Raw genomic sequence first — 26,626 nt, 5'->3', positions numbered from 1 at the left:
CGCGTTCGGGAAAGACGTGTTCCTCAGCCGCCCTTGACCGAGCCGGCCAGCAGGCCGCGCACCAGATAGCGCTGCAGACCGAAGAAGACGAGCAGCGGCACGATGATGGTGATGAAGGCCGAGGCCGTGAGGATTTCCCAGTTGCCGCCGCGCGAACCCAGCAGGTTCACCAGCCGCCCTGTTAGCACCAGCTCCTGATCGCCCGCGCCGAGGAAGACCATGGCGACGAGCAAGTCGTTCCAGGTCCACAGGAACTGGAAGATGGCGAAGGAGGCCAGCGCCGGGAAGGACAAGGGCAGGATGATCTTGACGAAGATCTCGAAGTCGCTCGCGCCGTCGACGCGGGCGGATTCCATGATCTCCTTCGGCAGGCCGGCCATGTAGTTGCGCAGGAGGTAGATGGCGAGCGGCAGGCCGAAGCCGGTATGGGCGAGCCAGATGCCGGCATAGGTCTTGGCCGGCACGCCGAGCATGCCGCCGACACTGTTGTAGAGCCGCAGAAGCGGGATCAGCGACATCTGCAGCGGCACGACCAGAAGGCCGACGACCACGGCCACAAGCACGGCGCGGCCGGGAAACTGCATCCAGGCCAGCGCATAGGCGGCGAAGGCGGCGATCAGGATCGGGATGATGGTGGCGGGAATGGCCACCGTCAGCGAATTGATGAAGGAGGTGCCGATGCCGGCCGCCTTGAGCACTTCGCGGTAGTTGTCGAGCGTAAAGCGCGGCGGCACGCTGGCGGTGACGAAGATGCGCTGGCCGCGCCCGCCTTCAAAGCTCTTGTCGGAGACGATGTCGAAGCTGCCATCGTCCCGCACGGTCAGCTGGCCGCCATCGCCAAGCGTCGCGGTCTGCCCGGCCGGGAATGCGGCGGGCTCGCGCGAGGAGAAACCGAAGGCTGAGACCTTGGCATTGGAGCCTTCCAGCACATTGCCCGAAATGACGAACTTGCCGTCCTTCTGGGTCTGCGCCTCCGCGCCCGGTGCGCGGTAGACGAGATTCTGCGTGCTGGTGGAGAGAGCCGTCCACCAGCCCGATACGGCGAGCTGGTCCTTGTCGCGCAGCGAGGAGATCAAGAGGCCGGCCGTCGGCAGGGTCCAGAGCACCACGAGCAAGAGGACGGAGAGATGGACTACCCAGACGAGGGGGGAGCGCTTGGTCGCCAGCATGTCTTAGCCCTTCATCTCGCGGGTGGCGTTGCGGATGTTCCAGATCATGATCGGCACGACCAAGACCATGATGACCACGGCGATGGCCGCGCCGCGACCGAAATCGCCGCCGCCCCTGAACATCCAGTCGAACATGAGATTGGCCAGAACCTGGCTCTGCCATTGGCCATTGGTCATGGCCAGCACGATGTCGAAGACCTTGAGAACGAGGATGGTGATCGTGGTCCAGACCACGGCGATCGTGCCCCAGATCTGCGGGATCATGATCTTGAAGAAGATCTGCCAGCCATTGGCGCCGTCGATCACCGCAGCCTCGATCGTTTCCTCGGGGATGCCGCGCAGCGCGGCGGAGAGGATGACCATGGCGAAGCCGGTCTGGATCCAGATCAGGATCACCATCAGGAAGAAGTTGTTCCAGAAGGGCAGCGTGATCCAGGCCTGCGGCGCACCGCCGAAGGCGGTGACGATCGCGTTCAAGAGGCCGATCTGGTCTCGGCCCTCGGCACGGTAGTCATAGATGAATTTCCAGATGACCGAAGCGCCGACAAAGGAGATCGCCATCGGCATGAAGATCAGCGTCTTGGCGATGTTGCCCCACCAGATGCGGTCGGTCAGCGCGGCGATGACAAGGCCGAAGAAGGTGGCGAGCGCCGGCACGACCAGGAGCCAGAGGAAATTGTTGAAGATCGACTGACGGAATTCGCCGTCATGGATCATCCAGTTGAAATTGGCGAGACCGACAAAGGTCTGGCCGGTGCGGTCATGCAGCGACAGCCAGACGGATTCGATCACCGGATAGATCAGATAGATCGCCAGCAGGGTGAAGGCCGGACCGAGGAACAGCCAGGGGCGGATCTGGTTGGCGATGCGCATGTTGCGCGAGGCCTCGGCGCCCACGCGGCCGCGCGAGGGGAAGATCTGGTCGAGCAGCCAGTTCGACACGAAGAAATAGGCGGCACAGGCGAGAACGCCTGCCGCCATGGTGACGATGGCCATGAACAATTGCTGCATGCACGCTCCTCCTGAGAGTACCGACCTGATCCGGCCCGCCTTTGCCGGCGGGTTCTGTTGACGGCTAAATCAAAAAATCTGAGCGGGATTCCCGGCGAAAACCGCCCACATCTTCAACCATCCCGCTCCTGCCGCCTCCCGCAAGAGGGCATGGGGACGACCAGTGACAGAGTAACCCGGGATGCAAGGCGGTCGGCAAAGCCATCCTTCCCTCTGCATCCTCCCCCATTCCCTGGCATTTTCCTGAGGTCCGGCGCGTGGCGCGCACCGATACGAGGATCTGCAGGGACAGCCCTGCCCTTCCTTCAACGAAGGCCCGGACGCTGAAGCATCCGGGCCCTTGGCAGACTTCGTCAAGAGGGACTTACTTGATCGCGTCCCAGGCCTTCTGAATCTGCGCGCCGACATCGGCCGACGACTTGCCGCCGACATAGTCGATCATGCCGGTCCAGAAGGCGCCCGCGCCGATCTTGCCGGGCATCAGGTCAGACCCGTCGAAGCGGAAGGTCGTGGCGTTGAGCAGGATCTCGCCCTGCTTCTTCATCGCGGCATTGGCATAGGCATCCTTGTTGACGCTCTTATACGGCGTCAGGAAGCTCGACTGCGCCATCCAGACCTCATGCGCGATCGGCGTCTTGAGGAAGTCCATGAAGGCGCGCGAGGCGGCGGTGTCGCGGGTCATCATCGCCAGCGTGCCAGCACCCTCGACCGGGCTGCCAAGCTCCGGCTTGGAGGCGTAAGGCGGGAAGTAGAAGAAGTCGACATCCTCACCTACCTTGGTGCCGGCCGGGAAGAAGGACGGAACGAAGGACGCCTGCTTGTGCAGATAGCACTTCGGCGGCGAGGAGAAGAGGCCCTTCGGGCTGTCGCGGAAGTCGGTGGAGGACACCGCGGCCACGCCGCCATCGACAAACTTGTCGTTCTTGGCGAACCAACCGAATTCATCGATCGCGCCGAGAACAGCCGGGTCGGTGAACGGAATGGCGTTGGTGACCCACTTGTCATAGGTCTCGGGCGTCTGTGTGCGCAGCATCAGGTCTTCGACCCAGTCGGTGGCCGGCCAGCCGGTGGCGCCGCCGGAGCCCAGACCGATGCACCAGGGCTTGCCGCCATCGGCCGCGATCTTCTCGGTCAGCGCCTTCAGCTCTTCCATCGTCTTGGGCACCTGATAGCCCGCGTCCTCGAAGTTCTCGGGCACGTACCAGACCAGCGACTTCACGTCGATCTTGTAGGGGAAGGCATAGACCTGCTTCTTGCCGTCCTTGCCGGCATAGGTCGACAGATCGACCCAAGACTGGCCGGCGGCATAATTGTCCTTCAGCCAGGTGCCGGTCTCTTCGCCCAGCGGCGTGAGATAGCCCTTGGAGGCGAGATCGGCGATCAGGCCCGGCTGCGGCAGAATGGCGACATCGGGCGGGCTGCCGGCCTGGGTGTCGATGACGATCTGCTGCTCGTAGTTTTCCGAGGAGGAATATTTCACGTCCACGCCGGTGGCGGCACGGAAATAGTCCAGGATCGATTCGAACAGCGCCTGGTCTTCGCCGCGCCAGGGGCCGAAGATGGTCAGCGTCTGGCCCTTGAGGTCATGGCCGGACTTGAAGCTGTCAAAGCTTGCCCAGTTGAACTTGGAATCCTCGCCCGGCTTGAACTTCAGCTCGGCCGCATGCGCCGAACCCGCCAGCATCGCCAGGGCGGCGACCCCCATCAGGAATCTCTTCTTCACGCACTCATCCTCCCGTTTGCCGGCCGTGGAAGCAAGGGCCGGAAAGCCTCAGAAGCGCCCTCTCTCAAAGCGCTTTGAAAATTAACAAAACCGATACGCGCGCAAAGAGTCAAGAGGGGCATCTCAGCAACGGGTAAAATGATGCATTTTGACGCATCGCAGCACAAATTTTCCGCAGCACAGCGGCGTATTGGCCTTCCGATCGCGGAAAATGCGGCGATAGTGTTCTCTCCATTGCGCTTGCAGGCTATATTATTGAAACGTTTTCAAAGCGCTTTGAGGGAGGTCGTCCGCGTTGACCGTGAAACTGAAACAGCTGTCGGAAATGCTCGGCCTTTCGCAGACCACGGTCAGCCGCGCCCTGAACGGCTTTCCGGAGGTAAGCGCGGAGACGCGTTCGCGCGTGATGAAAGCCGTCAGGGAAACGGGCTACCGGCCAAACCGGGCCGCGCAGCGGCTGGCGACGGGGCGGGCCGGCTCGCTCGGCCTGGTGATGCCGATCGCGCCGGGGCTCGATTCAGACGTGCATTTCGGCGAGTTTCTGGCGGGTCTGGGCGAGGAAGCGGTCAAGCACGACTTCCATTTCGTCATCAATCCCAGCGCCCCGGAGGACGAGGAAAGCACCTTCCGCCGGCTGGTGGCCAGCGGCAATGTCGATGCGCTCTATATCGCCTATGTCCGCCGGGACGATCCGCGCATCGCGCTCCTCAACACGCTGAACATGCCCTTCATGGTGCATGGCCGCGCGGTGGACCAGGGGCCACACAGCTACCCCTTCCTAGACATCGACAATACCGGCGCTTTCTACAATGCCGCGCGCCTCCTGATCCAGCTCGGCCACCGGCGCATCGGCCTGATCAACGGTCCGGCCCATTTCGCTTTCGCCATCCGGCGCGAAAAGGGCATGCGCAAGGCGCTGGCCGAAAACGGCCTGCCCTTCGACGAGCGGCTGGCGCATAACGGGCTGATGACCGACGATTTCGGCCATCAGGCAATGGAGATGCTTCTGGAAGAACCGGAGCCGCCGACCGCGGTGCTCTGTTCCAGTACGGTGCTGGCGCTGGGCGCCGTCAGGGTGCTCGACCGGCGGGGGCTGAAGGTCGGCCGCGACATCTCGCTGATCGCCCATGACGACGAGCTGCCAATGCTGAAGCCGGAGAACTTCAGCGTACCCCTGACGACCACCCGCTCCTCGCTGCGCGCCGCCGGCGCGCGCATCGCCGAGCGGCTGATCAACCGGGTGCTGCAGCATGGCGACCCGGCCGAGCAGGAGCTTTGGCGCACGGAGCTGATCCTGCGTGAGTCCACCGGCCCTGCCCCGGTTCGGTAGCAGGGCCGCTTTCGCGAACGACCTGTCAGAAACTCGGCGACGGCCGGCCGCTGGCGCGGTGGGCGGCGATCACCGTATTGGCCATGAGCATGGCGATGGTCATCGGCCCGACGCCGCCGGGCACGGGGGTGATGGCGGCGGAAACGGGTTCGCAGGCGGCGAAATCGACATCGCCCACAAGCCGGCTCCGGCCCTCGCCGCGCTCCGGCGCATCGATGCGGTTGATGCCGACGTCGATCACGGTCGCGCCGGGCTTGACCCAGTCCGCCTTGACCATCTGCGGCCGGCCCACGGCGGCCACGAGAATATCGGCCTGGCGGCAGACGGCGGCGAGGTCCCGCGTGCGCGAATGCGCCATGGTGACGGTGGCATTGGCCGCCAGCAGCAATTGCCCCATCGGCTTGCCGAAGAGATTGGAGCGGCCGATGACGACGGCGTTGAGGCCGGAAAGATCCGCGCCATGCACCTCGCGCAGCAGCACCATGGCGCCCGCCGGCGTGCAGGAGATCAGGCCGCCCTTGAGATCGCCGGTGGCCAGCTTGCCGGCATTGACGACATGCAGCCCGTCCACGTCCTTTTCCGGCCGGATCGACTGGATGATCGGCTCGGCCTGGAGATGGCCCGGCAGCGGCAGCTGCACGAGAATGCCGTGGATCGCCGGATCGTTGTTCAGGGTCTCGACCAGGGCGGCGAGCTCTTCCTGCGTGGTCTCTCCGGCAAGAGTGTGCTGCACGGAGGCAAAGCCGCATTCCTTGGCCATGCGGCTCTTGGCCGAGACATAGGCATGGCTTGCCGGATCGTCGCCGACGATCACGACGGCGAGACCCGTGCGCGGACCGCCTGCGGCCTCCAGCGCTCCGGCGGCCTGCTTGACCTTGTCGATCACGGTTGCCGCAACCTGCTTGCCGTCAATCACTCTGCCCATGCTGAACGTCCTTGATCCTCTGATCTGCCCTGCCCGTCTCCGCACCGACGCCAGCCGAACGGACCACGCCTGAAAGCGGAGCCGCAGGATGCGCGAGGTTGAGACGCGGGACTTTCCCGTCCGCGTCCTATGCTGTTCCGCTGGGGCGATTTCAAGGTCCGTCGCCAAGAAAGCCTGTCCGTCCGCGCTCACCAAACCGCTTTCCAGCAGAGGGCGCGCCGGGGAGCGGCGCGGCAGGCGGCGGCTGACCGTTAACGGCAGCGCCCCAGGCGCCATGCAGGGGCAATCAGTGGCAGTCGGACGGTGGGAAAAGCTGATGCGCGCACCGCCGGCGGGGCGAACCCGGGCCGACGCGCCCGATCCTGAGGCGCTCGCCTCACAGGGAGGAGGACTGGGTGCGGGCATAATCCTCGACGCGGGCGCGCAACCGGCGCAGATCCGCCCGCAGCTTGAGCACAGGTTCGATCGCGCGCGCCTCCTCGGGGCTGAGCCCGTCGAAATCGAGCGCGCCCGCCTGCGCATCGTCCCGCGCGGCGGCACGGGCGGCAGAGGCGGCGCGCAAATGGTCTGCCGACGCCATCCAGCCGGCATCATCGCCTGTCTGGTTGCTGTCGCCCGCCTCGTCGCGCGCGTCCGGCATCGGTTCCGGCGCCGTGTCGACGGCCAGCGACGGCGCGGGATCGCGCCGGGCATCCGGCGCGCGCAGCGGCGCGAAACGAACGGCATCGGCTTTCGTCTCGGGCAAGGACGCAGGCGCGCCCTCGGCCGCAGCCTTGGCCCCGTGCCCGTCAGGGCCTTCGGAATGCTCGCTCACGGCGGCGGCCTTGAGGCGCTCTGCCGTGACGGCGGCTTGCAGGCGCTCGGCCGCGACAGAGGCCGATGTCGGCGCCCGGGAGACGGCTTGCGGGGCCGGTGCGGCCCTCTCCGCGGGCAGTCCGCCCGAAGGCCCGAAGTCGAAGGGTCCCGGGTTTGGCGGCGGTGGCGGCGATGGTGGCGGCTCGGCAGGCGGGTCGGCCTGGACGCGCGCCGGCGTCGGCGCCGAGGCAGCCGCCTGTGGCCGTGCGCGCGCGGCGACGAGCAGCGCGCGGGTGCTGCGGAACAGGCCGACGAGCACGGCAAAGCCGATGCCCAGCGCGAAGCCGCCGAGGAGGCCCGCCACCGCGATGATCTTGCGTGACAGCCCGGTCGGCTTCAGCGCCGGCTCGGCCTGAGCGATGACGCGGATATTGCGCGAGGTCAGTTTTTCCTCTTCGCCCGTCTCGCCGGCGCGCTTGAGGAAGGATTCGTAGATCGCCCGGGTCGCATTGGCCTTGCGCTCGAGCTCGCGCAGCTCGATGAAACTGGAGGAATTCTCCAGCTGCTGGGTCTTGCGGGTGGCGAGCTGCTGCAGCAGGTCCTGCTCGGTGCGCAGCGCACGCTGCAGCTCCGTCTGGGTGGAGGCAGCGATGCGGCGCAGCTCGTTGCCGATTTCGGTGCGGGCCGATTCCAGCGCCTGTGCCGCGGCAAGGCGCTGGGGATGGCGCGGGCCGAGGCTGGTTTCCAGCGCGCTCAGCTGGCTGCGGGCCTGGGCATATTGCTTGCGCAGCTCCTGCAGCGTCGGCGAGGCGATCTCTTCCGGAAAGGCGCCGCTCAGAATGTCGTTGAGCCGGATCTGGTTGGCGAGGTCGGCCTTGGCGCGGGCCTCGGCGATGCGGTTGCGCACCTCGCCCACCTGCTGGTTGAGCGAGAGGAGCTGCTGGTCGGAGATCAGCTGGCCCGAGACATTGACGATGTCGTGCTTGGCCTTATAGGCCTCGACCGCGCCTTCCGCCGTATCCAGCTCCTTGCGCAGATCGGCCAGCCGGCTGTCGAGCTGGTTGGTGGTACGCTTGAAGAAGCTCGACTGCGCCTGCTGCTCCTCGTCGAGAAAGGCGCTGACGATGGCATTGGCGATCAGCGCCGACTTGCGCGCGTCGCGGGTCTTCACCTGCACGGTGACGATGAAGGTCTTGGGGTCGCGGCCGACCGTCAAGGCGTCGGACAGCTTTTCCAGAACGCGCGGATCGATCTCCGTCTGGTTCTCCGCCACGCTGCCGCCCTCGGCCGGGGCCTCGGTCTTGCCGGCAAATTCGGGATCACGCGCAAGCCCCAGTTCGCGCGCGACGCGCTCCAGCACGGTGCGCGAACGCAGAACCTCAAGCTGGCTGTCGACCAGCGCCAGAATGCCTTCCGTCGCCAGCGTCTGCTTTGACAGGTCGCTGTCGGTCAGCTGCACCTCGCGGGGGTCGATATAGAGCTTGCTTTCCGAAACGTAATGCGAGGGGGCCACCATGGCAAAGCCGATGCCGGCCAGACCGCCCAGAATGGTGGTCACCATGATCAGCTTGCGGAAATCCCAGATCGCCTGGAACACCGTGACGACATCGATCAGCGGTGCCGCACCGGCCTCGCGCGCTTCGGGGGCGGCGACGGGCTGCGGCGCTGGGGATGGCGTTGCAGCCGGCGCGCGCGACGCGTCGTCCTCCGCCAGATCCAGCAGCGATCGCGTCGGTCTTTTCCGGTTCGTTTCGTCGGATTGAAACATGACGCCCTACACCGCTCTCCCCAGCCGCCGGCGGAGATGACATTCCTGGTATGATGCCGCGGCCGGCAGCACAGGCGCAATCACCAGTGGTGCGCGGCCGGGCACCTGCCTTTTCGCAATTCTTCGCTAGCATGGTTAACCAAGCCAGAAAAATAAACCGTTAATGCTCCCGTTAGCGCGACAGGCGCACGCACGATTTCTTTCTTAAGGAATAGAGCGTAGACAAGCCCGACGGTCAGCAGGACCTTGCACGTGATTACACCCGCCCGCGCCCTTTACGACAGACACCATCGCATGGTGCACGCCTATCTCTCGATGGTGGGCGGCTCAGCCGTGCGGCTGGTGCTGTCGCTGATCTATTTCATCTGCATCGCCAATGTGCTGCCGATCAGCGAGTTCGGCCTGTTCGCCTCGGCCTCGGCCACGGGCGTGATGGTTTCGCGCGCGCTCGCCTTCGGCTTCATGTCGCCGCTCTACCGCGTCGCCACCGTCAAGCACCGGCTGATCGGCACCTATACGACTGGCTTCCTCGTCGGTGCCCTGTTTTCCCTGCCGCTGATCGTCGCGCTCTGCGCACTGATCTATTTCCTGCTGTTTGCCGAGGACATGGCCGGGCCGGTCTTCCTGCGTTTCATGCTGGCGGAAATCATCTGCTGGCGCGGGCTGGAGGTGGTCTCCAATGTGCTGAACGGCACGGGGCAATTCGCCCGCAGCGCGCTGATGGTGGTGATCGGCCAGGCGCTGCGCACCTTGAGCGCCGTGGCCTTCTACGCGCTGTCCTTCAACACGCTGTCCGACTGGTCGAGCTTCTATCTCGCCTCCAACATCATCAGCCTAGCGATCGCCATCGTTGTTTTCTATCCGCGGGTGCGGCTGCGCTGGCGGCCGGAGCTTTATATCCGCCGCTGGGTGGACAGCGTGTCGGTGGCCGGCGCCGAGATCCTGTTCTATGTGCAGTCGGAATTCGACAAGCTGGTCGTTCTCGCCGCTGGCGGGCCGGAGGTGACGGGCATCTATGCCATCGTCATGCGGCTGGCGGATCTGACCGCCCTGCCCGTGCGCTCCTTCAACACGCTGCTGGTGCAGCAGATCATGCGCTCGCCCGCCATCCTCAAACGCGGCCGCACCAAGCCGATGATCGAGGCGATCATTGCCGGCGTGTCCCTGCTGGCGATCGCCGGCATGGCCGGCTACCTCACCTTGTTTCCGCGCGGCCTCGGCAACAATGTGGCGGAGATCGCGCCCTTCGTCGCCATGGTTCTCCTGGTGCCGGGCTTCCGCAACCTGGTCGAATATCACTCCGAGCTGCTTTACGCGACCGGCCAGACCGTGCGCCGCGTCGTCAATCTCGCCTGTCTCGGAGCGATGAAGGTGGGGCTCTTGTGGCTGCTCCTGCAGGAAACGACGGCGCCGACCGGCTGGGTGCCGATGCTCAACCTGGTCTTCCTGGCGGTCTATGCCACCTCGATGGCGCTGACCTACCCCTCCGTCCAGCGCTGGGCGGCGCAGCGCTGATTTGTCCGATCCTGCAGCTTAGAGATCCCTCTCAGGAGGCTTGGCGGAGTTCTGAGACCACGCGGCGGATATCGTTCATCTCATAGCCGATGAAGGACTGGACGCCGATGCCGATCTGGTTCGGCCCCATGCCGGCCACCAGCTTGCGCAGGCCGTCCGGCCCGGTCTCGTAGCTGTCCTTGAACCAGGCGACGTGGCAGAAGGGCTCGTCGGTCATCCAATGCCCCTCCCCTTTCAGCACCTCTTCGGCGAAGCGGCCATAGACGATATATTCGGAGAAGGCGCGGCTGTGGGTCAGCGCCCGCTGCCAGCTCATGCCATGCAGCCGCTCGATATGCGCGATCATGGCGCGCACCGTGTCGCAGCGCCAGGAGACCATGGAATCGATGAAGCCGGCCGCCGGCAGGCGATAGGGCCCGATGCCGAGCAGACGGTCGGAATGGCCGAGCCAGGCGACATGGTCGGAGCGGATCGACGGGTCGATCTCGTCGGGCAGGCGGTAGAGCCGGCAGGCGCCGTCGCGCCAGAGTCTGGCGGGATCGAAATCGCGCACCAGGATCACGTCGCTGTCGATGGCGATCACGGCGGCCTCGCGCGCCGTGGCGGCAAAGGCGATCTTCATGATCTGCTGCACGTGCCAGCCGCGCAGGGGCTTGCCGAAGGGCCGCAGCCAGAGCTTGCGCTTCGGCTTGGTGGGGTCCGGCACGGCGCGCAGCCACCAGGGCAGGAGCGCGCGCTGGTCGATGACGCTGCGGCGCGCGCCCTCCAGCGTACGGAAGCGGCCGACATCGGGCGTATCCACCAGAAGATAATGGTGCCAGTCGCCCTTCATGTGGCTGTCGAGACTTTCGCACAACAGGGCGCAGCGCTCGAAATCGGGCGCATAGGAGGCGGTCATCAGGGCCGTGCGGCCGGGCACGCCGGCAATCGGTTCGGAAGGGCTCATCACTTGTCCAGGCTGCCCTGCGGCCGCGGCCCGCGACGGTCGATGATGACGCGCCCGTCCTCCACCGCCTTGGGGCCTTTCCACAGGCCGTTGAGAATGTTGAGGAAGAAGAGCGGAATGCCGAGAATGTAGCGCTTCCACAGACGGCGCGGTTCGCGCACCAGTCGATAGAGCCACTCCAGCCGCATCTGCCGCACCACCTGCGGCGCGCGCGGAACCTCGCCCGCGACGAAGTCGAACAGGGCGCCGACGCTGACCACCAGCCGCGCATGGCCGGGGCCGACATAGCGATCGACCCACTTTTCCTGGCGCGGCGTTCCCATCGCCACCATCAGAATGTCCGGCCTGAGCGCGCTGATTTCCGCCATGGCCCGCAGCGACCCCTCATGATCGATATAGCCATCTGCGACGGGAATGAATTCGTGCCAGGGCGCATGGCGATGGAAGGCCTCGGCCGCGCGCTTCAGCACGTCCGGATTGGCGCCGATCATGGCAACGCGCCGGGGGCGGGTCATGTAGGTGAACAGCGCCGGAATGAAGTCGGTGCCGTTCAGATTGGCGGGAAAGGCCGTGCCGTGAAAGGCGCGCGAGGCGATGTCCATGCCGTGCCCGTCGGGCAGGATGACATGCCGGGCCAGGATGGCGCGGTATTCGGCGTCGCTCTGCAGGAAGTTGGCATTGTTGGCATTGACGAAGGAAATCACCGTCTGGCCGATCGGGCGCGAGGCGGCCTCGTCTGCAAAGGCGAGCGCCTCCTTCCAGCCGAAATCGCAGATCGGAAGATTGAAGATCGCCCGGCGGGGCGGATAGACCGAGGTCTTCGGAAACAGCTTCATGATGCCCATCCTCCCTTATTGCTTCCCCAAAATGTGCGGCTCCAGCGCGCCCTTGCCCGCAGCCGCCGGCAGCGGCAGCGATTCACGTGTCGGCAGCCTGCTCTGCGGCGCTCCGGCAGGGACCGGCGCCTTTGCCAGAACGGCAAGCCCCTGTTCCAGTGCGGCGACGAGCGCCGCCCGCTGGGCGTCGTGGAAGTCTCCTCCCGCCACGACCCCCTGCCTGCCCGCGCGAACGGCGGCGACCATGGCCACAAGCGCCCGGGCGAAATCCTCCGGCGTCTGCGCGGTGACGCAATTTTCCGGTACGGCGGCAATGCCGCGCAGCGAGGCCGGCGTTGCCACGCTGGGCATGCCCAGCTCAAAGGTCTCGATCGTCTTCAGCTGCACGCCCGTACCGCCGCGCGCCACCAGCGGAACGACGCGCGCCTGGCGCACGAAGGCGGTGGCATCCGGCACGCGACCGAGGAAGCGCAGGCCGGGATGGTCGCTTTCGGGCGGATGGTCGATCACCCCGGCAATGGCGATCTCCATCTCCCGTGGCAGGAGCGGCACGACGGAGCGCACGAACCAGTCCAGCCCCAGGCGGTTCGGCCGCCAGCCCCAGCTACCGATCAGGCCGAGATCATAGGCCGCCGGCTCACGCGCAGGCGCGGGGCGCTGCCAGTGGCGCACCAGCGGCATGACGCCGCTTCTTGCGGCGACCTCTGGGCCGAAGGCCTCCAGATCCTGCGGCACGAAGGCAAGCACATAGGCGGCGCGGCGCGCCAGCGTCTGCTCCAGCCGATGAATGTGACGCGCCTCGCGCGCAAACAGCAGCCGCTCGACCAGCCCTTTGGCGTGCTGGGCGTTCTCCCGGGCGGAGGCCGCCTCAACATTGTGCGCGACGTAGATCGATGGATAGGCCGCCACCACGCGCTCGAAGGCGCCGGCGAGCTGCACGGAATTGAGGATCAGCCCGTCAAAGGGCATCAGCTTGCGCAGGGCGGCATCGAAGCGCTCCGGCGTCACGGTCAGGAGCTTGGCGGAGGACACCGTGGTGTGCCGCATCAGTGCGCGCATCAGCCAGCGCAGGCGCTGGCCGGCCGAGACGCGCGCATTGGTGATCTGCAGATGGCCGAGAAGATCGACATCGAAACCGTCCGCAGGCTCCTGCCCCGGTTCGAGATAGCCGATGACGCAGACATCGTGTCCCAGCGCCTTCAGCCCATCCACCAGCGCACGGTTTGCCACGTCGAATCCCGTCGCGGGATTGCGCACCGGAACCAGCGAGGAGACAACCACAAGACGCATGGACACACATCAAGCCTAAGGAAGCGATTGACGGAGAGACTAGCCCATCCGGCTCAAGGCCCGTTTAAATGGTTCGATCGAATGCAAACATAGGGCTTTACCTTTCGTTAAGAAAGCGGATTCAGGGTTTGTTGTTAAAGTGGCCCCAGATTGCTGGCTGCGTGTCGCAGATCGGCACGCTCCGCCAACGCCCACCCGTCAGGCCTGTCCGCATGTTCGAGCCATCCTCCGATGTCAGCTTGTTTTTCCGGCGCGAAAACGGTCCGCCCGCCGCCGTGCGGCTGGTGGTGACCGTGCCGACCTTCCGCAGGCCACAGCAGCTGGTCGAGACGCTGGAGAGCCTGCGGATCCAGGCGCCGGGCCTGCCCTTTGCCGTGATCGTGATGGAAAACGACGCGGAGGGCGGCGCGGGCGCCACGGCGGCGCGGAACTTCATGGAGCATCACGGCCTCGACGGCCTCGTCGTGATCGCGCACCAGCGCGGCAACTGCCATGCCTATAATGCCGGCTGGACGGCGGCGCTCGCGCATTATCCCGGGTTGGAGGCGCTGGCTGTGATCGATGACGACGAGCTGGCGACGCCGGGCTGGCTGGCGGGCCTGCTGGCCGCGCAGGCGGCGACCGGCGCCGATCTCGTCGGCGGGCCGCAGGAGCCGCGCTTCGAGGCCGGACGACGGCCGGATCTGGCGCGCCATCCGGTCTTCTCGCCGGCCTATGCCACCACCGGCCCGGTGCCGATCCTCTATTCCTCGGGCAATGTGCTGATCCGGCGCGCCGTGCTTGACGCCATGCCCCGCCCCTTCCTCGATCCGCTGTTCAATTTCATCGGCGGCGGCGACAGCGATTTCTACCGCCGTTGCAAGGCGCGCGGCTTCCGCTTCGCCTGGTCGGCCGAGGCGGCCGTGGTGGAAGCCGTGCCGGCCCGGCGCATGCAGGCCGACTGGATCCGCACCCGCAGCCTGCGCAACGGCGCGATTTCCGCCATGCTCGAACACCGCGCCGCTCCCGGGGCGGCGGGGCGGCTGAAGACGCTCGCCAAGAGCCTAGCCCTGCTCGCCGCGTCGCCCTGGCGCGGCATCGCGCTGTGGCGACGCACCGGCCTTGCGGCGGCGGCGCCCTATCATCTGCAGGTGGCGCTCGGACGGCTGATGGCCGAGGCGGGCATCGTCGGCGAGCAATATCGCCATCCCGAGAAGAATTAGGGCACCGGACTGGCCCGAAAACAGGTTCCCACTTTTCGGTCCGATGTTCTCTCTTGTGTTTTGGCATCGGATCGACCCGAAAACAGGTTCCCACTTTTCGGTCCGATGCTCTCTCCTGTGTTTCGGCATCGGGTTGATCCGAAAACCGGTTCCCACTTTTCGGTCCGATGCCCTGAACGGCAGAAAGCCCGCACAAGGCGGGCTTTCGCAATCCTATGGCTTTGCCGGCTCAGTGGCCCGAAGGCGCGTCCTTGCCGGGCATCACCTCATGGGCGGTGGCGCCGTTCTTGTCGACGACGGGCACGGGCTTGGGCTCGTGCGCCTCATCCGGCGGCTGGGCCAGGCGGGCAAGATCGGCCTTGTTGAGATATTCGAGCTGCTCGACATAGACCTCGAAGATCAGCTTGTCGCCATAGACTTCGTTCAGGCCGTCGCGCAGCACGTCCTTGAAGTGCGTCAGGTCGAAATTCGAGGTGTCGGCGATGTTGATCAGCTTCTTGCCGACGAGAATGTTGTAAAGCGCGCTCGTCGCTCCCTCCTTGAGGGGGATCTGCAGCGTCTTGGTCTTGGTCTTGTCGGCGGCATAGGACAGCTTCGCCAGGAAATAGCCCTGGACGCCGCCATTGGCGATCACCGGAACGGTGATCAGCTCGCCGGGAACATATTCCTGAAGGGCGGCGCGCGTGGCTTCCTCTTCCGAAACCTTGGGCGCGGAGGCGTGCTGCACAGAGAAATAGACAGCGCCGAGCGTGACGACGCAGGCCCAGATGCCGGTCAGAAGAAGCTTGATCATCACACCTCGCCGTAGCGGAACTGCTCTTGGGAGTAGATGCCGTCAGCCTCGGCCTCCTGGGCCGCGGCCTTGAGCAGGTCGACCACCGAGCGGCAGGCCTCCATATGCGCGCCGACCTTGCTGGAATTGAGCTCCAGCTTGGCGCGGATATGCTTGGTCTGCGACACGAAAAGATCGCTCTGCTGCACCGGCAGCACATCGCGCTGCAACATGGTCAGCTCGTACAGGCAGCGGCTCTTGCGGGCATTGGAGCCGCGCAGGTCGAAACTCGGGTCCACGCCGATGCGGCTGTTCTCGTTGTCCAGGATCATTTCGAGGCGGCCAAGCACGTTGCGGATGCGCGTGTCGCTCGATGCGGCAAATTCCATGGTCGTCTTCCTTGTTCCTGTCGGCGCGCCGTTCCGCAATGCGGCAGTGCGCTCCTTATAACCTTGCCCCGCCCCGCCGCATCGGCTCCTCTAGGAAGCAGCGAGCCGGCGGTGCCGGATTTTAAGTCCGTGCGGTCGCCTGGCTCTTGCCGGCGACGTCCGATTTCGTCGTTGCCATGTCGTCGTCCTTCATGCCCAGAAGCTCGGCCAGCGTCTGGCGCTGAACCTGCTGCACCATGCCGCTGGCTCGGGTCTGGTCGCTGGGATCGACCGAGGCCTGACGGTCGTTCTCGCCCGTGACGGGAATGCGGTTGACCATCAGCGTGCGGGCGATGCCGATGCCGTTGCCCTGGGCGATGACATTGGCGATCTGCTCGGCCATCATGCCCTTCCAGACATCGCCGGCCGTGCCCTTGCCGAAAACCTCGGTGTTGTCCTTGGGCAGCATGTCGGCCACGAATTTCTGCAGCACCATGCCTTCGAACTTGCGGTACTGGGCCGGCACCTTCTCCGCCTTGGCGCGGTTGTTGATGTCGCCGAGCCCCGTCGAGCCCTGATGCGGATTGTTCGCATGCAGCGTGCTGGAAAAGCCGTGGCCCGCTTCCGCGAGGCTGGTGGCGCGGAAGGCGGCGCGGTTGGCGCGCAGCTTCGCCTGTGCTTCCTGCACTTGCGTGGGGTCGGCGGCACGCACGACATCCAGAACGAGATCGCTGGGGGGCGAGATGGCCATGGCGGTTTCCCTTGAGGCACCCTGCGCCGCGCATTCGCTCATGAATGCGCACGAGATGCGGCTGAAATGGTCGAGAGCCCGGCAGCGCGACCGGGCTCATCACCCGGGCAGGCCCTGCCGGAGCGGCAGGCTTGAAGGCCGGCACGGCGGCGCGTGCCCGGCTGGAGAGCTCGGTGCGCCGGCGGTGCCGGGGGCGCGGCGCCTGCCGGCGGCAAAGCAGGCAGGGCGTCCGATCGATGAGGAAAACTATGCTTGGCCAACCTTACCGGAAGCTGGCGCGCGGCCGGCGGCCTTCCGGCCGGGACGCAGACCGCTCAATAGGGGTCGGGCGGCAGAAGCAGGCGCTGGTCGAGAATGTCGAACACGGCCTCGTCGGCAGCGGCGCGCTCTTCCTGGTCGCGCGCATCCTTGACGTGCTCGGCGAGGCGGTCGCCCTTGGCGCGCTCCTTGATGACGCGGCTTTCATGCACCTGTTGCAGCCCGTGCAGCATGCTGTCCTTCTGCGCCAGGCGCCCGAGCTGGGAGGCGTAATGGCCCGAGAACATCGCATGCAGCGGCTTGGCCGAGCCCATGGCATCGGCCACGCGGTCGATCGTCTCGGCGAGTTCCCGGCGCTGGCGCGCGGTCTCGGCCAGGTCGAATTCGGCCATGCGCTCGAGATGGCGCTGCACGGCGACCAGACGCTGGAGCTTTTCCGACCGGTTCAAGGGTGCCATGGCTATCCCGCCTGCATCACGAGGGCGAAGCCGTTGGCGAAGATCTTCAGCATCGCGGCCGCCGAGAGATAATAGAGGAAGATGCCCCCGATGATGATGTAGGGGGTGGAGATGAAATAGAGCGGGATCTGCGGCGCCAGCTTGTTGACCATGCCGAGCGCGACGTTGAACAGCAGGCCATAGATCAGGAAGGGGCTCGCCAGCCGCATCATGATCATGAAGGTGGTCTCGAGCGAATTGGTCAGCGTGATCAGCACGCCCTGCGGATCGAAGCCGCGGCCGATCGGCATGACCTGATAGGAATCGAAGATCGCGTCGAAGATCACGTGATGGAAGTCCATCATGAACAGGACCATCAGGCCGCCGAAGGAGATCAGGTTGGTCAGCTGGTTTTCCGCCGAATCTTCCAGCACGTCCTGCGCCGGCGGGGCGTTGAAGCCGATCAGCATGGTGATGACGCTGCCGGCAAATTGTAGGCCGAGAATGTAATAGCGCGCCACCAGGCCGATGACGCCGCCGATCACCGCCTCGCTGGCGATCAGGTAGATATAGGTATGCCCCTTGCCGGTCACCTGGGGATAGATGTCGTTCCACATCAGCGGCAGGATCGCCATGGAAATGGCGATCGCGGTGAACAGCCGCACCTGCGCCGCCACACGGGCGCTGGAAAAGCCCGGCATCAGCATGATGCAGGCGCCGATGCGGCAGAAGGCCGCAAACAGCGCCAGCACGGTGCCTTCGGGATCGGTGATCACGAGATCGACCCGATGATCTTGATTTCCAGTCCCTTGGCCAGCTCGACATGGCTGAGAACCGGCAGGGTGGCGAAGAGGCGTTCGATGATCATGCGCACATAAGAGCGGGATTCGGGCGAGGATACCAGCACGAACGGCATGCCGCGGTCCAGATGCTCGCGAATGACGCGGGTCGCCTGCTCCGAAAATTCCTCCAGATGCCGGGGATCGATATCGAATTCGACAATTTCTCCCTTGGCATCGCGCTTGAGCGCCTGGTGGAACACCATGTCCCACTTGTTGCCCAGCCGCAGCACGCGCAGTACGCCATTGTCGGAGAGATCGCCGCAGAGCTGCTGCGACATGCGCACGCGCACATGCTCGACGATCTGCTCGGTCTTGCGCACATGCGGCGCGAGCTCGGCCACGGCCTCGAGGATCAGGTGGAGGTTGCGGATCGAGACGCGCTCGGCCAGCAGAAGCTTCAGGACCGCCTGCAGCCCGGAATAGGACATGTGCGAGGTGCAGATCTCGTCGGCAAGCTTGCGGTATTCCGGATCCAGCCGCTCGATCAGGATCTTCACGTCCTTGTAGGAGAGCAGCTGCGGCAGGTTGTTGCGGATGACTTCGGAGAGATGCGTGAGCACCACCGAGACGTTGTCGATCGGGTGGAAGCCCTCGCGCTTCAGCTCCTCGGTGAATGTTTCGAGGATCGAGACGGCGGGCATGCCGAAGGCGGGCTCGCGGATCTCGTCGCCCGGCACGCTCGGCCGGCGTCCGCCGCCCGTCACCACGATCACTTCGCCGACGCGCACCGTGTTGGAGGCGATCGTCGTGCCGTGGATGCGGATGTGGTAGGCCTTGTCGGGAATGCCGATATCGTCGGTCACCTTGATTTCGGGAACGATCAGGCCGTACTGGGTGGCGAACTTGCGGCGCATCTTGCCGACGCGGAAGGCCAGCTCCTGATGCGCGCCGAGCAGGCGGGTGGAGACCTGCTTGCCGAGCAGAAGCTCGACTTCCGGCATCTTGAGGACGGCCTTGACCGAGTCCTTTTCCGTCTCGCGCACCTGCTGGGCGACGGCCTGTTCCTCCTCCAGCTTCTGCTTGGCGGCCGCGGCCAGCTGGCGGGGGATGATGTAGGCGAGAAAGCCCATGCCGCCGCCGAGAGCGGCGAAGGGCAGGAAGGGCAGGCCCGGCATGATGGCCAGGAGCAGCATCAGCCCGGCGGCGACCATCAGCGCGCGCGGATAGCCGGAGAGCTGGCCGACGACTGCCTGGTCGGTCGAGCCGGCGGTCCCGCCGCGCGAAACCAGAAGGCCTGCCGCCAGCGAAACGATCAGGGCGGGGATCTGCGAGACCAGACCATCGCCCACCGACAGCTTGACGAAGACGTCGGCCGCCTGGCCGATGTCCATCCCATGGCGGAAATAGCCGATGACGATGCCGCCGAAGACGTTGATGGCGGTGATCAGCAGGCCGGCGACGGCATCGCCGCGCACGAATTTCGAGGCACCGTCCATCGAGCCGTAGAAGGAGCTTTCTTCCTCCAGCTCGCGCCGGCGCCGCCGCGCCTCGTTCTCGTCGATCATGCCGGCCGAAAGGTCGGCGTCGATCGACATCTGCTTGCCGGGAATGGCGTCCAGGGTGAAGCGCGCACCGACTTCGGCGATACGCGTCGCACCCTTGGTGATGACGATGAAGTTGACCGTGATCAGGATGAGGAAGACGATCAGACCGATGACGAAGTCGCCGGACATGACCAGGCTGGCGAAGCCCGCAATGACCGAGCCGGCGGCATCATGGCCCTCATGCCCGTGCGAAAGGATGACGCGGGTCGTGGCGATGTTGAGCGCCAGACGCGTCATGGTCGCGATCAGGAGGATGACCGGGAAGGAGGAGAATTCCAGCGGCCGCTTGATCCACAGCGCCACCATCAGGATCAGGATCGAAAAGGCAATGGAAAAGGCCAGTCCGAGGTCGATCAGGAAGGGCGGGATCGGCAGAAACAGGATCGACAGGATCATCACGATCCCGAGCGCGAATCCGATCTCGCGGCTGCGGGACGCGATCTGAGGGATCGGCAGGGAGACAGGCGGTTGTGCCATCGAGGAGCATCCGTTCTCTTCATGAGAAGGAGGCGGCGTAACATGCCGCCCATTCCCCTAGAGGCAATAGAGAACGAAGCTTGCGCGAGGGTCGCGGCGGGATGGGGGACGGGTCGGCCTCACGGGCCGGAGGCCGCATGCGGCGGCAATCACGGGCGGGGCAAAGCGCCGGGCGGAAAGGCCGGGTGATCGCCTGTTCAGCCGCTCTCGCGGACTTTTTTGTCTGCCGGCGGACTGTCTTGTCTCGCGGACTGATTCGGCGAGAAAGCGCCTGAGCCCGCGGCCTGGGACGAGAACCAAGCTGCGGAAACGCCTGCGACCCGGCTGTTCAAGGGGCCGGGGTGCGCCGTCAGAAACCGGTCTGGATGCGCGAAAACACCATGTCGGTGAAGATCGAGATCTGCGAGCCGACGAAGGGCGCCGAGATCGCGACCGTGACGAGCACGGCGACGATCTTCGGCGCGAAGGTCAGCGTGGCCTCCTGAACCTGGGTCAGGGCCTGAACCAGGGCGACGACGAGGCCGACCACCATGGCGGCGGCAACGGCCGGTCCGGATGACACCAGCACCGTCCAGATCGCTGCCTGGACCATATCGAGCGCATCCGCTTCGTTCATCGCACCTGTGCCTACTTGATCGTCACACCGGCGGTGACGTCGATCGTCTGGCCGGAGGCCAGCATCGCCGAGATTCCGGTCGATGTTATCGTAACCGAGCTGACGACGCCAGAGGTGGCGCCATCGGCGCTGGTCACCGTGCGGCCAATGACGGAGCCGGCCTGGCTCAGCGCATTGCCCTGGATCAGGGTTTCCAGGTTCTTGTTGGTCTTGATGGTCTGCTCGACCTGCGAGAACGTGGCCAGCTGCGCCATCTGCTGGGCCGAGTCCATCGGCTGCGTCGGGTCCTGGTTCTTCATCTGCGTGACGAGGAGCTTCAGGAAGCTGTCATAGTTCAGCGAGGCGGCAGCGGCATCCTTGCTGGAGGCCGCCGTCGTCGTCGTGGTGTTGGCGGGCGTGTTGGCCGCCGAGGTGACGCCGGTTACCGCCATGGTGCGATCTCCCGGCGGATCTGCTCGACGGTCGTCGGTGCCATCTCGTGGTTGTTGAGGATGCGATCCTCGATCGGATAGAGCCCGCGGATGGCCTTCAGCGCGTCGAAGGCGCGGCCCTGAACCACCAGCGCATCCACGCGCTTGAGTTCGCTGAGAACCTCTTCGTTCTTGAAGCAGGTCAGAAGCATGGTCACGGACTTGCGGAACATGGCGGTGGACTGCTCCGCCCCTTCCGGATTGATGAGGATCATCTGCGCGATGAAGTAAAGCTGCTTCAGCGGCGTCGTGGCATCTTCAGGCTGCAGAACGTGATTTTCCAGGAGGAAGGTCACGTCGTTCAGGAACTCGACGGCCACCTTGCGATCGACGCGAAGGACCGCGCCGTTCACGAAAATCCGCTCGCCGGACTTCAGCGAGATACGCAATGTGCTTTTCATTTGAGTCCATCCCTGATGATGGTTGTGATGTCGATGATACCCTGGAAGTTGTTGGACTCGCGTTTGCGAATCTTTTCAGTTTCCCCAAGGATCCAGATGGCGATCGAGATGAGGTTAGCCCTCAATTCGTCGTCAAGCTGGTTGTCCGGGGCGCTGAGATCTTCGATAAACCGGATCCAGACGCGCCGGGTGAAGTAGACGGCCTCGATGGCTTCGCGGGAATATCCCTTCTGCTCCTTGGCGGCCTCCAGCAGGGCGATCGATCGCTCGAGCACCTGCCGTTCGCGATCCTTGGAATCGGCGACGCCATCCTCCATGATCTCGGCGTAGGAAAACTGATACATTCAGACATCCTTCATGATTGTCTCTGCGACCTCTAGCATCAGAGGTAGTTGACGAGGCTCAGCTGCTGCAGACGCCCCGTCAGGGTCAGTGCGGTTTCGAGCTGGGTCTTAAGCGAAGTCATCTTCAGGCTGGCCTGATAGGTGTCGACGCCGTCCAGATCGTTCTTGTGGGTGGTCATCAGCTTGACCTGGGCATCAAGGGCGGTGTTGGCGCCCTTGACGCGCTGCTCGGACACGCCGAGTTCGCTGCGCTGGGCATTGATGCCGGCCTCGGCCTCGCTGAAATAGGAAATCGTCTTGCTCGACAGGACGTTACGGGCTTCCGATTTCATGTCGGCGCTCAGCATTTCCATGCCGATGATGCTGGCAAGGGCGAATTTGCGCGCGCCGACGGCATTGATGTTGGTCGAGCTGGTGACCACCTCATTGGCAGAGATGCGGCTCGTCATGTTCTGGTCGGAGGCATCCGACCAGTTAGCCTTCCAGTCATTGCCGAGGTACATCGGCTCCAGCGTGTTGCTGATGAAGTCGTTCATCTGGGCGGCGCTGAAATCAGCCAGGGAGGTCAGCGGCGGCGTCTGCGATGCCATGAAGCCGTTGAGCGCGTTCTGATAGGCCGCCTTGGCGCCGGCACCTTCCGACGTGGTGTAGTCGATCATCGGCTTGGCATCGGTGTTGATGCCCGAGAAGATGAATTCGCCGGCGCTGGTCTGGTTCGCCGCCGTGGTGAAATTGGCCAGCGCGCTCTTCACCGAGAGCCTGGCATTGTCGATCAGCGTCACATCGGAGCTGCCCGACAGCGCCGTCAGCGCGTTGCGCGCCGTCTGCGCCGCGGTCGCCATGGAGGACAGCGCGGTCTGCGAGGCCGACAGGCGCAGCGTCACCACGGAATTGGTGCTCTTCAGCGAATCCATCCGGGCAAGCTCGCGGTCGAGATCCAGGCTGCGCGCCGTCGACCCGCCGAGCGAGACGCCCAGGTCGTAATGCTGTCCGCTGGTCATCTCATATTGAGTGGCCACGATGTCCGTCTGCGATTGCTGAATCGTCAGCCGCATCGCGTTCTGGATGGCCAGCGACGAGACGAAGGTCGTCTTCATGATTACCTCACTGCGTCAAGAAGGGACGTCATCATCGCGTCCACCGTGGTCAGAAGCTTCGCCGAAGCCTTGTAGGATTGTTCCAGATCGAGCATGAGCGAGAGTTCCTCGTTCATGTTCACCCCCGTCAGATTGCTCAGCGACTCCTGGGTCCGGGTCAGCAGCGCGCTCTTGTTGTCGTTGGCGGAGGAAGCCGTCGAGCGCATCTGCTCCAACCAGCCGACCGATTCGGTCGAAAAGGACAGAAGAGATGTGTTCGCGGTGAGCCCAGCCGCCGGATCGAACGCCATCTTAGCGCCCAAGGCTGTAACGAAGCTGTCGATGAGGGTGGTGTAGCCCGAAGAACCCGTCGTATTCGACACGACGCCATTGAACCCGCCGTCGCGCACGAGAAGCGGATTGGCGACAGCGGCCGGGTTGACCGAGATGGTGTTGGCATAGCCCTTGATCGCCGTGGCGACTGAACTGTTGGACACGCTGCCGAACACGACCGAATTGGCTTTGAAAAGGCCCTGCCCGCTGCCTTCCTTGAAAACTTCTACCAGGCCGCGCGCGACCTCATCGAGCTGGGTCTGGAAGGTCGGGAGAACATCATCGCGCAATTGCAGGAGCGCGGGCAGCTTGCCCTGTGCCGTGGTGTTGGCGCCCTGTCCGCCCTTGACCGCGATGCCGTCGACATAGATCGCCGCGCCCGTGGTGCCGGCATCGAAGCCGTTGGTCTGCTGGAAGGTGACCTGGCGGGGCTTGTTCTCGAACAGAACCGTGCCGTCCGAGGTGTAGATCACCATGTCATTGTCTTTGCGCGTCACCGTGGAGATGCCGATGATCTCGGACATCTGGCTCAGCAGCTTGTCGCGCTGGTCGAGCGCATCGCCGGCATCGGCGCCGGCCGACAGCGCGCCCTGGACGCTGTGATTGGCGATCTCGAAATCGCTGAGCAGCGAATTCAGCTTGGCGACCGAATCGGCGATATCGGCATCGGCCACGCGGCGCATGTCCTGCAGCTTGTCGGCGGCCGTGTTGAGCGACTTTGCCAGATCGCCTGCGGCGGCCACGGTGCTGGCGGCCGTGGTGCGGCTCGACGGCGTGGAGGCCAGCGTCTGCAGGCTGTCGCGGAACTTGGAAAGATAGGAGGACGGCGCGCTGGTGTAATCATTGCCGCCGAGCGCAATGCGGATCTCGTCCAGGCCGGTCATCAGCGTGTCCTGGCCGGTCGACTGGGCGTTGCTGATGATCTTCTGCTTCAGCAGCGCATCATTCTGCGCGCGCTGGATGGTCACCACCTCGGCCCCGTGAGCCGAGGTGGAAAGGGTCGCCATGCGCCGGGCGTAGTCCGAATTGTTGGCGTTGGCGATGTTCTTCGACAAGACCGACGTCTGCTGCGCGGTATTGCTGAAGATCTGCTGTGCCGTGGAAATGGCGGACGACAATGACATGACGCTGACCCGTTTCTTAAAGTAAAGCTAGGCTTACCGCTTGAGGTTGACGAGGATGTCGAGAAGATCCGACCCCGTCTGGAAGACCTTGGAATTGGCGGTGTAGCTGCGCTGGGAGGCGATCATGTCGGTGAGCTCGTTGGCCATGTCGACATTCGAGCCTTCGAGCGCGCCGGAAGAGATCGAACCGAAATTGCCGACATTGGCAAAGCCGGTGACGATCACGCCCGAATCGACGCCCTGCGAATAGACGTTGCCCGGCTGGGGAACGAGATTGTCGGGGCTCTGCACATTGGCCATGCCGATACGGAAGCGCGGCTCCAGCTTGTCGTTCTCGTAGCGAACCGAGACGACGCCGTCCCTGTCGATGCTGACGCTCTTGACCTTGCTCGGCGCATTGCCGTCGATCGTGCCGCCATCGGGCGAGAACTTGTAGCCGAGCTGGGTGGTGCGCGACAGGTCGATGGCGATGTTGCCGAGGACGGAGCCGCTGCCGCCGATCGAGCCGGAGGCGTTGTTGAGCAGGGAACCGTTCATCGTGACGGAGCCGCCCGAAACGAGCTTGCCGTTCGCGTCGAACGTCAGGGTGTTGGTGCCCAGAACGGTGCTCGACGCGCGGTCCACGACGTTCAGCTGCCAGGTGTTATCTGCGGTCTTCTCATAGTTGAAGTCCATCAGCCGCGCATTGCCCTGGCTGTCGAAAACGCTGAGCGAGGTGGAGTATTTCGCGCCCGTGGCGTCGCCCGACGGCAGGTTGCTGCCCATGCTGCCCGTGGCCGAGCCTTTGGCCTTCAGACCTTCTGATGCGAGGTTGATCGGCACCATGCCGCCGAAGCCGTTGACGGTCTGGACCGGATCCTGGCCCTCGACATATTTGTAGCCCATCAGCGTGAAGCCGGCGGTATTGACCAGTTCGCCCGTGCTGTTCTGGGTGAAGGCGCCGGCGCGCGTCAGGTAGTTGGCGCCGTTCGCGTCGGAGACGACGAAGAAGCCGCCGCCGTTGATGGCCATGTCCGTCGCGGAGGTGGTGGTGGTGGTCGGACCCTGCTGGCTGATGCCGTAGCGGACCTTGGTTTCGACGGCGCCGGAATTGTAGGAACCGTTGGAAGGCAGGAGCAGCGAGGAGAACTCGGTCGATGCCTTCTTGTAGCCCGTGGTGTTGGCATTGGCGATGTTTTCGCCAACGGTGCTCAGGCGATTGACCTGGGCATCCATGCCAGAAGCGCCGGTGCGCATCATTCCGTAAATACTCATGTCCGATCCTCGCTTAATTCGGTAACGCAAGACTAGAAACTATGCCTTGCGTGAACCTGTCTTGCGGGCCGGACCGGAAGGCTAAAAAACCTTCCCGAACGGAACGGCCGGAAGCCGGCCGGGCATGTGTCAGCTCCAGTCGATGCAATAGCCGAGGAAACGCTTGGAATCGATCGGATCGAAACCGAGCTTCTTGCGAAGTTTCTTGCGCAGCTTGGAGATGTGGCTTTCGACGACGTTTTCTTCGACGTCTTCGTCGAAGATACCATAGATCGCATTGAAGATCTGGGTCTTGGAGACACGGCGGCCGCGGTTGGAGACCAAGTATTCCAGAATACGACGTTCGCGCCGCGGCAGCGGGAAGACTTCGCCGCTGATCTCGGGATCGCGGCCATCGGCAAAGATGCGAATCGGGCCGATGTCGGTGTAATTGGTCAGTGCCTTCAGGCGGCGGCGGATGGCGCCGGCGCGGGCCAGGATCTCGCGCGGATGGACGGGCTTGCGCACCACGTCATCGACACCGCAGTCGAACAGGGCCAGGGTGTTTTCCAGCGAGGGCGTGTCGCTGATGGCGATCACGGGCGCCATGGTGCGCTCGCGGATCGCCCTCGGCAGGCTCATGGCGCGCTCGCCCTGGCCCAGCAGGAAGGCCTCGACGGCCTCGATATCGCTGTCGGCCGCCGTGGTCACCCAGTCGCCGAATTCCTTGGGATCGAAGCCCGTGGAAGGAATGCCCTCACGTCCGAACAGGGACATGTAGCCGTCTTTCACCAGTTCGCGCTCATCAACCACTACGATCATTCGTCCGCCTCCGAATCAGTGGATTCATTTGATGCATAAGAGGTACGAACGGGGGGGTTTTTCGACAACTAGAGAAACTCATCGGGAGGAATTGGTACTAGCTTCCAGGCCCCGACGCGATTTGATCTAGATTTAGTGGGTGGACAGGCGATGAACCACTAAATTTTTTGTGGAAACGTTAACGATTTGTTTAAGCTTCTCTTGCAGAGCCCGTTTGCCCAAATTGAGCCAAAAATCTGCGAAACGCG

At 64.4% G+C, this 26,626-nt stretch carries 25 protein-coding genes; 3 read left to right on the top strand and 22 right to left on the bottom strand.

All coding sequences use genetic code 11. The annotated features are described in order from the left end of the window. Window positions 1-23 precede the first annotated feature (23 nt). From BJF92_RS12895 to BJF92_RS12885, 3 genes are all read right to left on the bottom strand, one after another. Entirely contained in the window at window positions 24-1,169 is a 1,146-nt protein-coding gene (locus BJF92_RS12895) for a carbohydrate ABC transporter permease (RefSeq protein WP_075635153.1), read from the bottom strand. Window positions 1,170-1,172: 3 nt separating this feature from the next. Continuing rightward, entirely contained in the window at window positions 1,173-2,180 is a 1,008-nt protein-coding gene (locus tag BJF92_RS12890) for a carbohydrate ABC transporter permease (RefSeq protein WP_075635152.1), read from the bottom strand. A 364-nt stretch (window positions 2,181-2,544) separates the two neighbouring features. After that, the gene (locus tag BJF92_RS12885; RefSeq protein WP_425356423.1) at window positions 2,545-3,885 is read right to left on the bottom strand and encodes an ABC transporter substrate-binding protein; all 1,341 of its coding nucleotides are present in this window, start codon (window positions 3,883-3,885) and stop codon (window positions 2,545-2,547) included. Window positions 3,886-4,198: 313 nt separating this feature from the next. Here BJF92_RS12885 and BJF92_RS12880 point away from each other — a divergent pair, with 313 nt between their 5' ends. Further along, the gene (locus BJF92_RS12880) at window positions 4,199-5,233 is read left to right on the top strand and encodes a LacI family DNA-binding transcriptional regulator (RefSeq protein ID WP_176218728.1); all 1,035 of its coding nucleotides are present in this window, start codon (window positions 4,199-4,201) and stop codon (window positions 5,231-5,233) included. 25 nt (window positions 5,234-5,258) lie between these two features. Here the strand turns inward: BJF92_RS12880 and folD are convergent, their stop codons facing one another. Then, window positions 5,259-6,158, bottom strand: a complete 900-nt coding sequence (folD, locus tag BJF92_RS12875; protein WP_075635150.1) for a bifunctional methylenetetrahydrofolate dehydrogenase/methenyltetrahydrofolate cyclohydrolase FolD — start codon at window positions 6,156-6,158, stop codon at window positions 5,259-5,261. Between the two features lie 376 nt (window positions 6,159-6,534). After that, entirely contained in the window at window positions 6,535-8,721 is a 2,187-nt protein-coding gene (locus BJF92_RS12870; RefSeq protein ID WP_075635149.1) for a GumC family protein, read from the bottom strand. Between the two features lie 252 nt (window positions 8,722-8,973). On the opposite strand from BJF92_RS12870, the gene BJF92_RS12865 reads away from it, so the two are divergent. Next, entirely contained in the window at window positions 8,974-10,236 is a 1,263-nt protein-coding gene (locus BJF92_RS12865) for a lipopolysaccharide biosynthesis protein (RefSeq protein ID WP_078058000.1), read from the top strand. 31 nt (window positions 10,237-10,267) lie between these two features. On the opposite strand, the gene BJF92_RS12860 is transcribed toward BJF92_RS12865, so the two are convergent. From BJF92_RS12860 to BJF92_RS12850, 3 genes are read right to left on the bottom strand one after another with little or no spacing between them, the layout of a single operon-like run. Continuing rightward, the gene (locus BJF92_RS12860) at window positions 10,268-11,182 is read right to left on the bottom strand and encodes a DUF6492 family protein (protein WP_075635147.1); all 915 of its coding nucleotides are present in this window, start codon (window positions 11,180-11,182) and stop codon (window positions 10,268-10,270) included. Then, the gene (locus BJF92_RS12855; protein ID WP_075635146.1) at window positions 11,182-12,018 is read right to left on the bottom strand and encodes a WecB/TagA/CpsF family glycosyltransferase; all 837 of its coding nucleotides are present in this window, start codon (window positions 12,016-12,018) and stop codon (window positions 11,182-11,184) included. Before BJF92_RS12855 ends, BJF92_RS12860 begins: the two co-directional genes overlap by 1 nt. A 15-nt stretch (window positions 12,019-12,033) precedes the next feature. Next, window positions 12,034-13,308, bottom strand: a complete 1,275-nt coding sequence (locus BJF92_RS12850) for a glycosyltransferase (RefSeq protein WP_075635145.1) — start codon at window positions 13,306-13,308, stop codon at window positions 12,034-12,036. 212 nt (window positions 13,309-13,520) lie between these two features. Between BJF92_RS12850 and BJF92_RS12845 the strand changes: the two genes are divergently transcribed. Continuing rightward, on the top strand, window positions 13,521-14,510 hold the full coding sequence (locus tag BJF92_RS12845) for a glycosyltransferase family 2 protein (protein WP_075635144.1): 990 nt from the start codon (window positions 13,521-13,523) through the stop codon (window positions 14,508-14,510). A gap of 229 nt (window positions 14,511-14,739) precedes the next feature. Here the strand turns inward: BJF92_RS12845 and BJF92_RS12840 are convergent, their stop codons facing one another. From BJF92_RS12840 to rem, 14 genes are all read right to left on the bottom strand, one after another. Continuing rightward, on the bottom strand, window positions 14,740-15,303 hold the full coding sequence (locus BJF92_RS12840; protein WP_075635143.1) for a hypothetical protein: 564 nt from the start codon (window positions 15,301-15,303) through the stop codon (window positions 14,740-14,742). Beyond that, window positions 15,303-15,671 (bottom strand): hypothetical protein, encoded by a 369-nt coding sequence (locus BJF92_RS12835; protein ID WP_075635142.1) that lies wholly within the window; start codon window positions 15,669-15,671, stop codon window positions 15,303-15,305. The genes BJF92_RS12840 and BJF92_RS12835 overlap by 1 nt, the downstream gene beginning before the upstream one ends. A gap of 121 nt (window positions 15,672-15,792) precedes the next feature. Further along, the gene (locus BJF92_RS12830; RefSeq protein ID WP_075635141.1) at window positions 15,793-16,401 is read right to left on the bottom strand and encodes a rod-binding protein; all 609 of its coding nucleotides are present in this window, start codon (window positions 16,399-16,401) and stop codon (window positions 15,793-15,795) included. 314 nt (window positions 16,402-16,715) lie between these two features. Then, window positions 16,716-17,117, bottom strand: a complete 402-nt coding sequence (locus BJF92_RS12825; RefSeq protein ID WP_075635140.1) for a hypothetical protein — start codon at window positions 17,115-17,117, stop codon at window positions 16,716-16,718. Window positions 17,118-17,119: 2 nt separating this feature from the next. Further along, window positions 17,120-17,872: a flagellar biosynthetic protein FliR gene (fliR, locus tag BJF92_RS12820; RefSeq protein ID WP_075635139.1), complete on the bottom strand. Its 753-nt coding sequence runs from the start codon at window positions 17,870-17,872 to the stop codon at window positions 17,120-17,122. After that, window positions 17,869-19,959, bottom strand: coding sequence for a flagellar biosynthesis protein FlhA (gene flhA / locus BJF92_RS12815; RefSeq protein WP_075635138.1), 2,091 nt, complete (start codon window positions 19,957-19,959; stop codon window positions 17,869-17,871). Before flhA ends, fliR begins: the two co-directional genes overlap by 4 nt. Before the next feature lie 349 nt (window positions 19,960-20,308). Then, window positions 20,309-20,575 carry a flagellar biosynthesis protein FliQ gene (fliQ, locus tag BJF92_RS12810; protein ID WP_075635137.1) on the bottom strand — a complete coding sequence of 89 codons (267 nt, stop codon included), beginning with the start codon at window positions 20,573-20,575 and terminating at the stop codon, window positions 20,309-20,311. Window positions 20,576-20,586: 11 nt separating this feature from the next. After that, on the bottom strand, window positions 20,587-21,006 hold the full coding sequence (gene flgD, locus BJF92_RS12805) for a flagellar hook assembly protein FlgD (protein ID WP_075635136.1): 420 nt from the start codon (window positions 21,004-21,006) through the stop codon (window positions 20,587-20,589). Then, a complete protein-coding gene (flbT, locus tag BJF92_RS12800) occupies window positions 20,997-21,446 on the bottom strand; it encodes a flagellar biosynthesis repressor FlbT (RefSeq protein WP_075635135.1) in 450 nt (149 codons plus the stop codon). Before flbT ends, flgD begins: the two co-directional genes overlap by 10 nt. Continuing rightward, window positions 21,443-21,790: a flagellar biosynthesis regulator FlaF gene (gene flaF / locus BJF92_RS12795; RefSeq protein ID WP_075635134.1), complete on the bottom strand. Its 348-nt coding sequence runs from the start codon at window positions 21,788-21,790 to the stop codon at window positions 21,443-21,445. Before flaF ends, flbT begins: the two co-directional genes overlap by 4 nt. A gap of 38 nt (window positions 21,791-21,828) precedes the next feature. Further along, entirely contained in the window at window positions 21,829-22,887 is a 1,059-nt protein-coding gene (locus BJF92_RS12790; protein ID WP_075635133.1) for a flagellar hook-associated family protein, read from the bottom strand. A gap of 2 nt (window positions 22,888-22,889) precedes the next feature. Continuing rightward, a complete protein-coding gene (flgK, locus tag BJF92_RS12785) occupies window positions 22,890-24,323 on the bottom strand; it encodes a flagellar hook-associated protein FlgK (RefSeq protein WP_075635132.1) in 1,434 nt (477 codons plus the stop codon). Between the two features lie 33 nt (window positions 24,324-24,356). Then, window positions 24,357-25,577, bottom strand: a complete 1,221-nt coding sequence (locus BJF92_RS12780) for a flagellar hook protein FlgE (RefSeq protein WP_075635131.1) — start codon at window positions 25,575-25,577, stop codon at window positions 24,357-24,359. Window positions 25,578-25,706: 129 nt separating this feature from the next. Continuing rightward, window positions 25,707-26,378, bottom strand: coding sequence for a transcriptional activator Rem (gene rem / locus BJF92_RS12775; RefSeq protein ID WP_075635130.1), 672 nt, complete (start codon window positions 26,376-26,378; stop codon window positions 25,707-25,709). Between the last annotated feature and the right edge of the window lie 248 nt (window positions 26,379-26,626).

This window comes from Xaviernesmea rhizosphaerae (assembly GCF_001938945.1).
GTDB lineage: Bacteria > Pseudomonadota > Alphaproteobacteria > Rhizobiales > Rhizobiaceae > Xaviernesmea > Xaviernesmea rhizosphaerae.
Note: the sequence above shows the minus strand (reverse complement) of the source record. Positions and strands in the feature narration are given on the sequence as shown.

Bases quoted from the DNA above. Each gene is read 5' to 3' on its own strand.
- flgK (WP_075635132.1), bottom strand. From the start codon at position 24,323: ATGTCATTGTCGTCCGCCATTTCCACGGCACAGCAGATCTTCAGCAAT.
- flbT (WP_075635135.1), bottom strand. From the start codon at position 21,446: ATGAAAAGCACATTGCGTATCTCGCTGAAGTCCGGCGAGCGGATTTTC.
- BJF92_RS12860 (WP_075635147.1), bottom strand. From the start codon at position 11,182: ATGAGCCCTTCCGAACCGATTGCCGGCGTGCCCGGCCGCACGGCCCTG.
- BJF92_RS12790 (WP_075635133.1), bottom strand. From the start codon at position 22,887: ATGAAGACGACCTTCGTCTCGTCGCTGGCCATCCAGAACGCGATGCGG.
- flaF (WP_075635134.1), bottom strand. From the start codon at position 21,790: ATGTATCAGTTTTCCTACGCCGAGATCATGGAGGATGGCGTCGCCGAT.
- BJF92_RS12830 (WP_075635141.1), bottom strand. From the start codon at position 16,401: ATGGCCATCTCGCCCCCCAGCGATCTCGTTCTGGATGTCGTGCGTGCC.
- BJF92_RS12850 (WP_075635145.1), bottom strand. From the start codon at position 13,308: ATGCGTCTTGTGGTTGTCTCCTCGCTGGTTCCGGTGCGCAATCCCGCG.
- rem (WP_075635130.1), bottom strand. From the start codon at position 26,378: ATGATCGTAGTGGTTGATGAGCGCGAACTGGTGAAAGACGGCTACATG.
- flhA (WP_075635138.1), bottom strand. From the start codon at position 19,959: ATGGCACAACCGCCTGTCTCCCTGCCGATCCCTCAGATCGCGTCCCGC.
- fliQ (WP_075635137.1), bottom strand. From the start codon at position 20,575: ATGAACGAAGCGGATGCGCTCGATATGGTCCAGGCAGCGATCTGGACG.
- BJF92_RS12840 (WP_075635143.1), bottom strand. From the start codon at position 15,303: ATGATCAAGCTTCTTCTGACCGGCATCTGGGCCTGCGTCGTCACGCTC.
- BJF92_RS12885 (WP_425356423.1), bottom strand. From the start codon at position 3,885: ATGGGGGTCGCCGCCCTGGCGATGCTGGCGGGTTCGGCGCATGCGGCC.
- flgD (WP_075635136.1), bottom strand. From the start codon at position 21,006: ATGGCGGTAACCGGCGTCACCTCGGCGGCCAACACGCCCGCCAACACC.
- BJF92_RS12855 (WP_075635146.1), bottom strand. From the start codon at position 12,018: ATGAAGCTGTTTCCGAAGACCTCGGTCTATCCGCCCCGCCGGGCGATC.
- BJF92_RS12845 (WP_075635144.1), top strand. From the start codon at position 13,521: ATGTTCGAGCCATCCTCCGATGTCAGCTTGTTTTTCCGGCGCGAAAAC.
- BJF92_RS12825 (WP_075635140.1), bottom strand. From the start codon at position 17,117: ATGGCACCCTTGAACCGGTCGGAAAAGCTCCAGCGTCTGGTCGCCGTG.
- BJF92_RS12895 (WP_075635153.1), bottom strand. From the start codon at position 1,169: ATGCTGGCGACCAAGCGCTCCCCCCTCGTCTGGGTAGTCCATCTCTCC.
- BJF92_RS12835 (WP_075635142.1), bottom strand. From the start codon at position 15,671: ATGGAATTTGCCGCATCGAGCGACACGCGCATCCGCAACGTGCTTGGC.
- BJF92_RS12870 (WP_075635149.1), bottom strand. From the start codon at position 8,721: ATGTTTCAATCCGACGAAACGAACCGGAAAAGACCGACGCGATCGCTG.
- folD (WP_075635150.1), bottom strand. From the start codon at position 6,158: ATGGGCAGAGTGATTGACGGCAAGCAGGTTGCGGCAACCGTGATCGAC.
- BJF92_RS12780 (WP_075635131.1), bottom strand. From the start codon at position 25,577: ATGAGTATTTACGGAATGATGCGCACCGGCGCTTCTGGCATGGATGCC.
- BJF92_RS12890 (WP_075635152.1), bottom strand. From the start codon at position 2,180: ATGCAGCAATTGTTCATGGCCATCGTCACCATGGCGGCAGGCGTTCTC.